Origin of the sequence: Bacillus sp. FSL K6-3312 (genome assembly GCF_038007485.1) — a bacterium.
Taxonomy (GTDB): Bacteria; Bacillota; Bacilli; order Bacillales; family Bacillaceae; genus Bacillus; species Bacillus pumilus.
Genome location: NZ_JBBOXI010000001.1, coordinates 2,765,262 through 2,777,434 on the forward strand (window position 1 = coordinate 2,765,262; position 12,173 = coordinate 2,777,434).

Consider the following 12,173-nt stretch of genomic DNA (forward strand, 5'->3'; position numbering starts at 1 on the left):
ACCCTCCTTCCTGAACTTTCGTACTATTATATTATAGCAAACTTTTCCTTAGGGCAGTTTGCTTTTTTCTAATAGGGCTTGGTTCAATTGCACATGTTTACTTGTTCGCCGGTGTTTCGATAGAAGCTCTTTTTCCTTCATGATGCCACTGTTCATATAAACCGCCAATTGTACGAAATGACTCGTTGACTCTATCCACGATCTGTTGATGGATACTTGGATCATTCGGTAAATGCGTCTGGATGTTGTCGACTTGATACTTCCTCATCATGTCGATGTAAACCGTGAGAAAAATGGTGTCTTCTAAAATCCAGTAAATGACTTCATCCGCCACTTTTGTTCTTTTATGCAGCATTTGAATTCCTCGTTCATATTGTATGAGGATATAACCACTCGAATCGATTTGAATATAGGGACTCAAATCATCAAAAAATCCTGACGTTTGAAATGGACGTGCAATATACGGTTTGTATATGTCTCTTGGAAGGGATGTCATTTGAAGACAAGTATCAATGCGCTTGATCAATTCATCTTTTTGCAGAATGTGCTTCATGTCATTCGCCGCCTTTGATGAGATAAAAGCTGCCAAGGGGTTCCCTGACAGCTTTCTAACGTTGTTTTCTTCATTTCACAGGAACAGATAAACGGCACCAATGACCGCAAAAGTGCAGGCAACTACGATTAATACTTTTGCTAGCTTTTCCATGTCGTCTCCTTAAATGCCGGCTGCTACTACGTAAGACAGCCCAACTGAAATGATGAGTGAAATAAACCCGACCGCTCTATTATCATTTTCAATCTCTTTGTCTACTTTAAAACGAGGTGTTAAAAATTCAAAAATGAAATAGCTGACAAGCAGCATCACAAAGCCGTATACGCCCCATCCAACCATTTGAAGAAGGGAATTGTGCTGAGCGATTGAATGCTGAAACACATTCGCAATCCCAAAGATTTTCCCGCCCGTTGCCATGGCAACGGCTAAGTTCCCCCGCTGGATCTCTTCCCAGTTCTTATAGGAGGTGACGAGTTCAAAAATGGTTAGAAATAAGACGAGACACAGGACGGCCACGCTATAATAGGCGGCAATTTCCACAAGTTCATTTTCCCAAAAGGCTTTCATGCGTTTTCTCCTTTTTACTTTAATTCGACGATGGTGACGCCTGATCCTCCCTCACCTTGTTCGCCAAAACGAGCATTTTTCACACTTCGATGCTGTTTCAGTAATTCCTGAACCCCTTTTCTAAGGGCGCCAGTTCCTTTTCCGTGAATAATAGACACGCGCGGATAACCAGCTAATACAGCATCATCTAAATATTTTTCGACCCTGCTTAAGGCATTTTCATAGCGCTCGCCTCTTAAATCAAGCTCAAGCGAGACATGATAGTCTTTCCCTTTAACTGCCGTGATGGCTTTTTCTTGCTTAAATTCAGGTGCTGATTTGATAAATTCCATGTCTTTTTCTTTTACCTTCATTTTCAGAATGCCCATTTGGACACTCCATTCTTTGTCGCCTGTTTGTTCAAGCAGCGTTCCTTTTTGCCCGAAGGTGAGCACTTTGACTTCGTCGCCTGACTTCAGCTGTCTTACTGCTTTTTTCGCTGGCTCTGGCTTCTTCTTTCTGTCAAACTCAGGAACGGCTTCTTCAAGACGCTTTCGCGCATCAATGAGTTCATGCTCTTTGAATGAACGGTGTTCACTTTTTATCGAACGGAGCTCTTGAATGATATCTTCTGCTTCTTTTGATGCTTGTTCAATTTTCTTTTTCGCTTTCTGTTCAGCTTCTTCAAGCAGTTTTTCCTTTTGCTCATTCCATTCAAGAATTTGTCTTTGCAATTCTTTATGAAGCTTTTCTGCTTCTTTTCTATAGAATTCTGTCTCATGCAGTTCTTCTTCTGCTTGTTTCTTGCTATCTTCTAATGAAGCAATCATTTGGTCTACTTCATTATGCTCTGCATGCATATCCGCTTTTGCCCGGTCTATGAGGTGATCTGGCAAACCAAGACGCTTTGAAATTTCAAATGCGTTACTTCGTCCAGGCACACCGATGAGCAGGCGGTACGTTGGTGATAAGGTTTCAATATCAAACTCCACGCTTGCATTCGTGACGCCTTCCCGGTTATACCCATATGCCTTCAGCTCGGGATAATGAGTCGTTGCGATGACACGTGCATTCGTTTGATGCACTTCATCTAATATGCTCATCGCAAGAGCCGCACCTTCAGCTGGGTCTGTTCCTGCCCCTAATTCATCAAATAACACGAGAGAGTTAGAAGTCAAATGCTTTAAGATATCTACAATATTGACCATGTGAGATGAGAACGTACTCAAGCTTTGTTCAATGGACTGTTCGTCTCCAATATCGGCAAAGACTTGGTCGAACACAGCCACTTCAGAGCCTTCTTCAACTGGAATATGGAGACCCGCCTGTGTCATCAACGTCAGAAGACCCAGCGTTTTTAAAGTAACGGTCTTTCCCCCTGTATTTGGTCCAGTGATCACGATCGTTGAAAAATCCTTGCCGAGCTCAATATCATTTGCGACAACTTGATCCCGAGGCAATAGAGGATGTCTTGCTCGTTTTAAATAGATTTCTCCTTGATCATTCACAGCAGGTTTTGTGGCTTTTTCTGCCTTTGCATATTTAGCTTTAGCAAAAATAAAATCTAGCGTCTGCAGCTCCTTTACATTGTGAAGCAGTTCCCCAATGTGCTCTGACACGCTCTCTGTCAGCATTTGCAGGATCTTTTCAACCTCTTGCTTCTCTTTTAAACGGGTTTGCTGCAAGGTGTTATTTACATCCACGACCACTTGCGGCTCAATAAAAAGGGTCGCCCCTGATGAAGACTGGTCATGAACAATTCCGCCGTAATTCGAGCGGTACTCTTGTTTCACCGGAATAACAAACCGGTCATTACGAATGGTGACAATTGTGTCTGACAGCATTTTCGAAGCCGATTGTGAACGAATCATCGCTTCTAATTTATCACGAACCTTTGATTCTAGTGAGCGTAATTGAATGCGCAGTGAACGAAGTGTAGGGGTTGCATGATCAAGCACTTCTCCATTATCACCAATACAGCTTTCGATTTCTTTTCTGATTTCAGGCAGTAATATGAGCGTCTCAGCATATGTATGAAGGCGCGGTATGTCTACTCCATCTTCATACATGGACGTGAGAAAGTGCTTCATATTTTTCACCGCATATAATAGCCCTGCGATTTCCATCAGCTCAGAAGGGCTTAATGTACTGCCGATTTCTGCCCGTTTCACTGCGCGTCTAATATCTGTTAACCCGCCAAATGGCGCTGATCCCTTTAAGCGGATCACATCTTGCGCTTCTGCTACCTCTTCCAGCAAATGCTGAATGGTTTCTATATCCGTCAGAGGTGTTAAATCCTGCGCTCTTTCTTTTCCTAATGTGGATGCGGTATAGGACATCACTTTTTCTTTTACTTTATGAAATTCTAATGATGCTAACACTTTTTGTTGCAGCATGGTCCAGCCTCCTAACGACTACCTGTCACGCGTTAAAAACTTTTTGATCTCGTTTAGAGTAAAAGTATTCACGACATTTACTTTTGGTGTCCAGCCCTTTCTTGCAGCTGTTACACCGACTTCCATATGTTCCAGCATGGCGATGTTGTGCGCATCTGTATTGATCATGATGTTCACACCCGCTTCATTTGCTTTCATTAAATGCTCTGTTTTCAAATCAAGTCTTGACGGATTACTGTTGAGCTCAAGTGCAGTGCCTGTTTTCTTCGCAAGCTCTATGAGCTGATCTATATTTAAGGCATAGCCATCCCGTCTGCCGATCAAACGGCCTGTTGGATGTGCAATTAAATCGACATGCTGATTACGCAAGGCATTTTCAAGGCGTTCCATAATGACTTCTTCCGGCTGAGAGAAGCTAGAATGGATAGACGCAATGACAAAATCCATGTCTTTTAAAAAGTTATCATCATAATCTAACGATCCATCCGGCAGGATATCCATTTCGACCCCTTTGAAAATGTGAAAATGCTCGAATTCCTGATTAATCTTATCAATTTCTTTTGCTTGCAGACGCAAACGTTCTTTTGTTAAACCGTTTGCTACTTTTAAATATTGCGAGTGGTCTGTAATCGCCATGTATTCATAGCCTTTGGCGATACATGCTTCCGCCATCTCACGAATAGAGAATGCTCCGTCACTCCATGTCGAGTGCATATGAAGGTCGCCTTTAATATCTTTCAGTTCTACAAACTGCATACTTTCTTTATACGTATCAATCTCCGCTCCGGTGTCACGAATTTCTGGCGGAATGAGCGGAAGTTGAAAATGTGCATAAAAAGCGCTTTCGTCTTCAAACGTTTTTACTTCTCCAGTTTCAATTGTTTCCACACCATATTCGCTAATGCGCTCTCCGCGTTCCTTCGCAAGCTGACGCATTCGAATATTGTGATCTTTTGAGCCAGTGAAATGGTGCAGCGTAGTTGCGAATTGGTCTACTGTCACAAGCCGGAAGTCGACACTGATCTCAAAATCAAGGGCAAGCACAACAGATACCTTCGTATCACCGCTTGCGATAACATCTTTGACATCATCAAGTGCAACGAGCTGCTCTCTAACTTGCTCAGGATTGTCTGTTGCAATGATATAATCTAAATCTTTGACGGTTTCGCGAGCACGTCTTAAACTGCCGGCTCTTGAAAAACGGATGATACCTTTCATCTCTTCAAGGGCATAATCAATCCGCTCTGCCACATCTAATGCAAAGCCAATTGGCAGTCGTTCCGGCTGCTTTCCTGCTTCCTCAAGAGCTGCGAGAATCTTTTCTTCTGTTTTTTTGCCGAAGCCAGCAAGCGCTTGTACCTTTTCCGCTTCGCATGCTTCTTTTAGAGATTGTGCATCATGGACGCCAAGCTCTTGGTAAAGCTTAGCGATCTTCTTCCCGCCGAGTCCTGGTAATTTCAAAAGCGGGACAAGTCCTTCGGGCACTTCCGTTTTTAATTGTTCGAGTGTTTCTGATTGTCCTTTTTCGATATACTCAGTGATCACAGCAAAGGTTCCTTTTCCAATGCCAGGTAATGCTAATAGATCATCTATTTGAGAAAGGCTGCGGTCATCTTGCTCCAGTGCCGCTGCTGCTTTACGAAAGGCAGAAATCTTAAAAGGATTATCTCCTTTTAGCTCCATATATACTGCAATTGTTTCAAGAAGTTTGATAATATCTTTTTTATTCATCTCTCATCCTCCAGCCGCTTTGGCATCTTCCTTTATAAATATACAAACTTTTCCTTCATCCTACAACTTTCTGTCATGGAATGAGAAAAAACTTCTCCAAGAAAGGAGAAGTTTTTAAACTCCATACGTCGTCCATAAGTCTTTGACAAGACCGGACAGATAAGGGGTGTTGCTTACGATCGCATCTGCTAATATGGATTTACTCAACATTGTTTGCAGTGCATCGACTGGAAGTAATGCAGCGACAAACAAGAGAATAAATACAAATAGATAGGTTTCAAGAAATCCTAAAACACCGCCAAGCAGTTTGTTGACCTGCTTAATCACAGGTATACTTGCAATGGTTGTGAGCAATCCGCCAATGATGGCGAGCAGGATTTTGGTCAAGATAAACAGAATGATAAACGCAATGGTATTATAATAAGCTGTTTCTAAATTCCCACTAAAGAAAGCGAGCTGCGCTTGACCGCCGCTAAAATTAGGTGCTGGAATCCACGTAAGCTGTGGTGCAAGTGACTGATAAAACATGGAAGCCACTAAGATAGAAACAACAAAGCTGATCAATTTAATAAATTGAAGAATAAACCCGCGTTTTAGACCGACAAGCGTTCCCATAAGAAGCAAAAACAAAATGATGATATCGATCACGGTAATTTCATTCCTTTTCTTTAAGCTGAATCTCTAGTTTTTCGTATTGCTCTTTTAATTTCATGTAGTCGTGGACGACATTGACTGCTGTCAGTACAGCTAGTTTGTTTATATCAAGGTATGGGTTTTTTTCATTTATTTCTCTCATTTTATCATCAACAATTGAAGCAACGTGTCGCATATGCATCTTCGTTTCTTGACCGATGATCGTAAAGGACTGTCCGTAAATCTCAACTGTTGTTTTTGTTGTTTTCGTTTTACCGCCGTCAGACAACGTTTCTCCTCCATTCCACGAGAATCCTAGTCTCTATCATAACATGTTTAGACATTGAATGGAAAGACGAGCCCTTCCCTGTTATGGTACACTTTAGAAATCAATGATATCAAGGTAAAAAGGAGTTATCCACTGTGCCCCAATCCGTCTTAAAAGCAACATCAGAAGACCTTAAAAAAATGAAGAGCGCGTATGCGCACCACTTAACTGATACGTTACCACCAGGCGCCCTTTTTCAAGCCAAGGTTCCTGGCTGTACGATTACAGCCTATCGATCTGGAAAAGTGCTGTTTCAAGGACAAAAGGCAGAAGCTGAAGCCCGTCAATTCAGCCATTTAAAAGCAGCTGATACGAAGAGCCCAAAAACACCGGCTGTCACAAAATATAGTCCGCCGTCAGGGATTGCTTCTATGTCCGTCATCGGTTCAGATGAAGTAGGAACAGGTGATTATTTTGGACCGATAACGGTCTGTGCCGCCTATGTTGATGCCAGCCAGCTTGCTCTCATGAAAGAGTTTGGCGTAAAAGACTCAAAAGGCCTAAAAGACCCGCAAATTATCAACATTGCCAAAGATCTCATCAAAACCATTCCGTTCAGCCTTCTCGTGCTCCGAAATGAAAAGTACAATGCGATGCAGGAAAAGGGCATGAGCCAAGGGAAAATGAAGGCGCTCCTTCATAACCAAGTCATCACTTCTGTGCTAGAGAAATTAGACGGGAAGCAGCCTGAAGCTATTTTGATTGACCAATTTGCAGAACCGGGCATTTATTTCAAGCATCTTGCTGGGAAAAAAATCATTCGGGAGCGGACGTACTTTAGCACAAAAGCAGAAGGCATTCATCTGTCAGTTGCTGCGGCTTCCATTATTGCAAGGTACGCTTTTTTAATTGAAATGGATAAGTTATCTAAAGCAGCTGGGTTTGACATCCCAAAAGGAGCCGGTCCTCATGTGGACAAGGCGGCTGCAAAGCTCATCAAGCTGCACGGCGAAGAGGCTTTACGTCAATTTACAAAACTGCATTTTGCCAACACACAAAAAGCGAAAAAATGGCTATAAAAAAGAGCTAGGCCCATATGGCCTTAGCTCTTTTTTCTTTAACCGCGCAAGACGGCTTGATACGTATCTTCTAATGCTTTCAATACTTTTGTATGAACAGCCGTGACTTCTTCCTCTGTCAATGTTTGTTCCGGATTTAGATATTGGAGAGAGAATGCAACAGATTTTTTGCCTTCTTCCATATGTTCACCTTCATACACATCAAAGACGGATAGGTCTGTCAGTAAATCCCCGCCTGCCTCATAGATGACGCGCTCCAGCTGTCCGCTTGAGATATTCTGATCTACAACAAGTGCAATATCTCTTGTCACAGCAGGGAATCTCGGAATCGCTGTATATTTCATATCCTTCAATTCAGACGTCATCACATCTGTTAAATCAAACTCGAAGACATATGTTTCTTTTAAATCTAATTCCTTTTCAATGACTGGATGAAGTGCAGCAACAAACCCAATGACTTTTCCATTTAAATGAACATCTGCTGTTCGACCTGGGTGAAGACCCTCACGCTCTGCTTGAACATATGTGATTTGGTCTGATACACCAAGCTTTTCAAATAGACCTTCTGCAATTCCTTTCGCTACATAAAAATCGACGGCTTTTTTCTCGCCCTGCCAAAGATTTTTATGCCATAAGCCTGTCAGTGCACCAGCGACATGCTCTTTTTCCAACGGTTTTGCTCCTTCAGCTTCTGCTAAGAACACAGAACCCGTTTCATAAAAACCAAATGAATCAGCTTGTCTTGCCAAGTTATATGCAACAGAATCAAGTAAGTTTGGCAGAAGACTTTGTCTAAGCACACTTCGTTCTTCACTCATTGGCAGGGAAAGTCTCGTTTTATAAGCTGGATTCAGTGCAAAAGCTGTAGACTTATGCTGATTTGTCAATGAATACGTGATCGCTTGAGAAAGACCTGCGCCTTCTAAGAAGCGTCTCACCTTTCTGCGCTTCACTTGGTATGACGTGAGACCGCCAACTGTACCAGCTGTCGCAGGCAGTGTAGACGGGATATTATCGTAGCCGTATAATCTCGCAACTTCTTCAATGAGATCTTCTTCAATCGTGATATCCATTCTACGAGAAGGAACGGTTACGACAAGAACGTCATTTGATTCGCCCACTGTAAAGCCCAGTTTGTTGAAGATTTGAATCATATCTTCTTTTGAAATGCTCATGCCAAGCACCTTGTTCACACGCTCAGTGGATACGTGGATGACATTCATACTTGTTTCAAGGTGGTTTTCCTCCACAGTCCCGCTTAGCACTTCACCGCCTGCATAGATGCTGATCAATTGCGCTGCTCTTTCGGCTGCAGACTTCGTACGCTGCGGATCAAGTCCTTTTTCAAATCGTGTGCTTGATTCACTGCGAAGCCCCAAGTCTCTAGATGCTTGACGGACTGTTTGACCGTTGAAATATGCCGCTTCTAAAAGAATCGTTGTCGTTTCATCACGCACCTCTGATTCAAGACCGCCCATGACGCCTGCGACAGCGTGCGCTTTCGTTCCGTTAGTGATCACAAGATGCTTTGATGAAAGTGTACGTTCTTGCTCATCAAGTGTTTGAATGCTTTCGTTATCAGTCGCTTTACGTACGACCACTTGCTTTGAACCAAAGCGGTCATAATCAAACGCATGAAGCGGCTGACCGTATTCAAGCAGTACAAAGTTCGTAATATCGACGACGTTGTTAATTGGGCGAATGCCTGCATTCATCAATCTTGTTTGAATCCAAAGCGGTGCTGGTCCAATCTTTACATTTTTAATGATCTTCGCTGCATAAAGTGGATTCGCTTCTTGATCCTCAATTTTCACCGAAATATAGTCTGCTGCTTTTTCTGAAGACGTGTTATGTGCTGTATCAGGAAGTTTGATGTCTTTCCCTAAGATGGCTGCAACCTCATAGGCGACACCTAGCATATTCAGGGCATCCGCACGGTTTGGCGTTAAGCCAAGCTCAAGTACCGCATCGTCTAATTGAAGTGCCTGAAGGGCATCATCTCCGGGTTTGACGTCATTTGGGAAAACAAAAATACCTTCTGCATATTCCTTTGGTACGAGTTTGCTTTCGACACCTAATTCTTGCAGAGAACAAATCATGCCATGAGACTCTTCGCCGCGCAGCTTTGCTTTTTTAATTTTAAAGTTCCCAGGAAGGACTGCGCCAACCGTTGCGACAGCCACATATTGTCCTTTATCCACATTCGGAGCTCCGCAAATAATTTGAACCGGTTCGTCTTCTCCGATATCCACGAGACATTTGTTTAATTTGTCGGCATTCGGGTGCTGTTCTCGCTCCACGACGTGTCCAACGACAACTCCTTTAATGCCTTCGCCTTTATATTCAACGGCTTCCACTTCAATTCCGCTTCTTGTGATTTTTTCTGCTAATTCATCCGGCTGAATGCCTTCTAAATCGACATAGTCTTCTAACCATTTATATGAAACAAACATGTTGATTTCCTCCTCTTAGTCCTGCTTGAATTGCTTTGTGAATCTAATATCATTTGTGTAGAAATGGCGAATATCATCAATGCCGTATTTGAGCATTGCAATCCGTTCAACACCCATTCCAAAAGCAAAGCCTTGGTAAGTTTCTGGATCAAATCCGCTCATCTTCAGGACATTTGGATGAACCATCCCAGCTCCTAAAATTTCAATCCAACCTGTTCCTTTACATACAGAACAGCCTTTTCCTCCGCATTTAAAGCAAGACACATCCACTTCGACAGATGGTTCTGTGAATGGGAAAAAGCTTGGACGCAGTCTAATTTCACGATCTTCACCAAACATTTTTCTCGCCACTGTCTCTAGCGTACCTTTTAGATCACTCATACTAATATTGTGATCGACAACAAGCCCTTCAATCTGCATGAATTGATGTGAATGAGTCGCGTCATCACTGTCTCGTCTATATACTTTCCCAGGGCAGATGATCTTCACAGGACCTTGTCCTTTATATTTTTCAAGTGTACGTGCTTGAACTGGTGACGTTTGTGTTCTGAGTAGTGTATCCTCGGTAATATAGAAGCTGTCCTGCATATCACGTGCCGGATGCTCCTTTGGAAGATTCAGCGCTTCAAAGTTATAATAATCCGTTTCGACCTCAGGACCTTCCTCAACGGTATAGCCCATACCAATAAATAAATCTTCAATATCTTCGACAACAATCGTTAATGGATGTCTTGCCCCTATTTTGATTGGGCTTGCTGGCAATGTAACATCGATCGTTTGAGACGCAAGTTTCTTCTTCACTTCTTCTTTTTCCAGCTGTTCATTTTTTTCAGCAATAGCACCAGCAATCTGCTCTCTCACTTCGTTTGCGAGTGCGCCCATTTTTGGTCTTTCTTCTGCGGACAGCTTGCCCATTCCGCGAAGCACCTCTGTGATCGGCCCTTTTTTCCCTAAATATTGAACACGAATGTCATTGACTTCTTTGAGCGAGCTAGCTGCTTCAACCTTTGCTATCGCTTCTAATTCAAGCTGTTTTAACGTTTCTTGCATGAGTGTAATCCTCCTTTTGATATACAAAACCGTCTGGATAAACGGCTGTTTGATCGTTTGAAGACAATAAAAAAACCCGTCCCTCTAAAAAAGAAGGGACGAGTTGTGGTCGCGGTACCACCCTTGTTAAGCACAAATACATGTGCGAATAAGCTTCATTGACATAACGGAATCAAACGAATCCGGTTCACCTTTACGCAAAACTTGCGGTCCCGGTGACAACTCCAGAGGTGAATTCCTGTTTCAGCATTCCTTAAATGCACTTTCAGTCTACGATGCATTCTCCCTATCAGGCCGCTCTTTGAAACAATCTTCCTCTATCATGGTTTTTAAAATATTAGTTTCATTATAGTGAAAATGAGCGCATGATGCAACACTATCCACGCAAATGATAGACAAGAACAGCTGCTGCAACAGCCACATTTAATGATTCTGCCTGTCCATACATTGGCACATATAAATTGTGGTCTGTCATTTGCAGAATCTCTGGGTTTATACCCGCACCTTCATTGCCCACAATTAATGCAAACGAACCTTCTGCCGTTACGCTTCTATACGCTTTCGCATTGTTTAGAGCACTTCCATATACAGGAATGCCTTGCTCCTTACATACTGGTATGGTCTGCTGAAGGCTTTGCTTTAAAATGGGCAGGTGGAAATGCGACCCTTGTGCGGAACGGAGCGTTTTTCCGTTAAACGCATCAACTGTTCCATCGCCTAAGATCACAGCATCAAGTCCAGCGGCATCTGCTGTCCGAATGAGTGTGCCTAGATTCCCTGGGTCCTGCACTGCATCTAATAGAAGAAGTCGTTCATACTTCTTTTTTTCAAATACAGGAACTGTACAAACTGCCGCGATGTGCTGAGGCGTTTCCGTTTCGGTCATGGCAGAAAAGGCTTCCTCGCTCAGTTCATAAAGTTCAATGTCCGGATCAATATGAGAAGGAAGCTTATCAGGCGATGTGACCATTAATTCTTTCACAACTCCGCTCTTCAATGCTTCTTCCACTAAGTGGATTCCCTCCACGAGAAACAGTCCCGTTTTCGTTCGTTCTTTTTTCGTATGGAGCTTTTTCCACTGTTTAATGTTTGTGTTTTTAGCAGATTCTATATATTTCAAGCGACTTTAACTCCTTTAAATATCATGAATTTATTATATCTCATGCACACTACATAATAAACCTGTCTTTGAGACAGAATAGGGCTATTACCATCAAAAAAGGAGTGTGGGCAATGGATTTTAATTTAAGAGGCGCAGTCATTCAAAACATCACTGGCCATAATCAAGAGCAGCTTGAGCATACGATTTTAGATGCCATTCAAAGCGGTGAGGAAAAAATGCTGCCAGGCCTTGGCGTGTTGTTCGAAGTGCTATGGCAAGAAGCATCAGAAAACGAGAAAAATGAGATTCTTGAAACATTAGAGCAAGGCTTAAAGCCTCATCAGCAGCAATAAAAGAAGCCG

At 42.6% G+C, this 12,173-nt stretch carries 11 protein-coding genes; 2 read left to right on the forward strand and 9 right to left on the reverse strand.

Annotation, left to right across the window (positions count from 1 at the left end; all coding sequences use genetic code 11):
• Positions 1-97: 97 nt before the first annotated feature.
• The 6 genes from MHI11_RS14490 to zapA form a co-directional block, all read right to left on the reverse strand.
• Positions 98-553 carry an immunity 63 family protein gene (locus MHI11_RS14490; RefSeq protein ID WP_044139947.1) on the reverse strand — a complete coding sequence of 152 codons (456 nt, stop codon included), beginning with the start codon at positions 551-553 and terminating at the stop codon, positions 98-100.
• 162 nt (positions 554-715) lie between these two features.
• Positions 716-1,120: a DUF350 domain-containing protein gene (locus MHI11_RS14495; protein WP_007501637.1), complete on the reverse strand. Its 405-nt coding sequence runs from the start codon at positions 1,118-1,120 to the stop codon at positions 716-718.
• A gap of 14 nt (positions 1,121-1,134) precedes the next feature.
• Entirely contained in the window at positions 1,135-3,492 is a 2,358-nt protein-coding gene (locus MHI11_RS14500) for an endonuclease MutS2 (RefSeq protein WP_340962333.1), read from the reverse strand.
• Positions 3,493-3,513: 21 nt separating this feature from the next.
• Positions 3,514-5,226 (reverse strand): DNA polymerase/3'-5' exonuclease PolX, encoded by a 1,713-nt coding sequence (gene polX / locus MHI11_RS14505; RefSeq protein WP_340961323.1) that lies wholly within the window; start codon positions 5,224-5,226, stop codon positions 3,514-3,516.
• Between the two features lie 114 nt (positions 5,227-5,340).
• Positions 5,341-5,874, reverse strand: a complete 534-nt coding sequence (locus MHI11_RS14510) for a CvpA family protein (RefSeq protein WP_003216761.1) — start codon at positions 5,872-5,874, stop codon at positions 5,341-5,343.
• Positions 5,875-5,881: 7 nt separating this feature from the next.
• Positions 5,882-6,148, reverse strand: coding sequence for a cell division protein ZapA (gene zapA / locus MHI11_RS14515; protein WP_044139945.1), 267 nt, complete (start codon positions 6,146-6,148; stop codon positions 5,882-5,884).
• 134 nt (positions 6,149-6,282) lie between these two features.
• Here zapA and rnhC point away from each other — a divergent pair, with 134 nt between their 5' ends.
• Positions 6,283-7,206: a ribonuclease HIII gene (rnhC, locus tag MHI11_RS14520; protein WP_340961325.1), complete on the forward strand. Its 924-nt coding sequence runs from the start codon at positions 6,283-6,285 to the stop codon at positions 7,204-7,206.
• Positions 7,207-7,244: 38 nt separating this feature from the next.
• Here the strand turns inward: rnhC and pheT are convergent, their stop codons facing one another.
• From pheT to MHI11_RS14535, 3 genes are all read right to left on the reverse strand, one after another.
• Positions 7,245-9,659: a phenylalanine--tRNA ligase subunit beta gene (gene pheT, locus MHI11_RS14525; protein WP_065098564.1), complete on the reverse strand. Its 2,415-nt coding sequence runs from the start codon at positions 9,657-9,659 to the stop codon at positions 7,245-7,247.
• 15 nt (positions 9,660-9,674) lie between these two features.
• Positions 9,675-10,709 carry a phenylalanine--tRNA ligase subunit alpha gene (pheS, locus tag MHI11_RS14530; RefSeq protein ID WP_044139943.1) on the reverse strand — a complete coding sequence of 345 codons (1,035 nt, stop codon included), beginning with the start codon at positions 10,707-10,709 and terminating at the stop codon, positions 9,675-9,677.
• A 376-nt stretch (positions 10,710-11,085) separates the two neighbouring features.
• On the reverse strand, positions 11,086-11,829 hold the full coding sequence (locus MHI11_RS14535) for a TrmH family RNA methyltransferase (protein WP_065098565.1): 744 nt from the start codon (positions 11,827-11,829) through the stop codon (positions 11,086-11,088).
• Between the two features lie 113 nt (positions 11,830-11,942).
• On the opposite strand from MHI11_RS14535, the gene sspI reads away from it, so the two are divergent.
• Positions 11,943-12,164 carry a small acid-soluble spore protein SspI gene (sspI, locus tag MHI11_RS14540; protein ID WP_003216243.1) on the forward strand — a complete coding sequence of 74 codons (222 nt, stop codon included), beginning with the start codon at positions 11,943-11,945 and terminating at the stop codon, positions 12,162-12,164.
• Positions 12,165-12,173 lie beyond the last annotated feature (9 nt).

Coding starts and splice junctions, on each gene's coding strand:
- polX (WP_340961323.1), bottom strand. CDS start 5,226: ATGAATAAAAAAGATATTATCAAACTTCTTGAAACAATTGCAGTATAT.
- pheS (WP_044139943.1), bottom strand. CDS start 10,709: ATGCAAGAAACGTTAAAACAGCTTGAATTAGAAGCGATAGCAAAGGTT.
- sspI (WP_003216243.1), top strand. CDS start 11,943: ATGGATTTTAATTTAAGAGGCGCAGTCATTCAAAACATCACTGGCCAT.
- MHI11_RS14490 (WP_044139947.1), bottom strand. CDS start 553: ATGAAGCACATTCTGCAAAAAGATGAATTGATCAAGCGCATTGATACT.
- MHI11_RS14495 (WP_007501637.1), bottom strand. CDS start 1,120: ATGAAAGCCTTTTGGGAAAATGAACTTGTGGAAATTGCCGCCTATTAT.
- pheT (WP_065098564.1), bottom strand. CDS start 9,659: ATGTTTGTTTCATATAAATGGTTAGAAGACTATGTCGATTTAGAAGGC.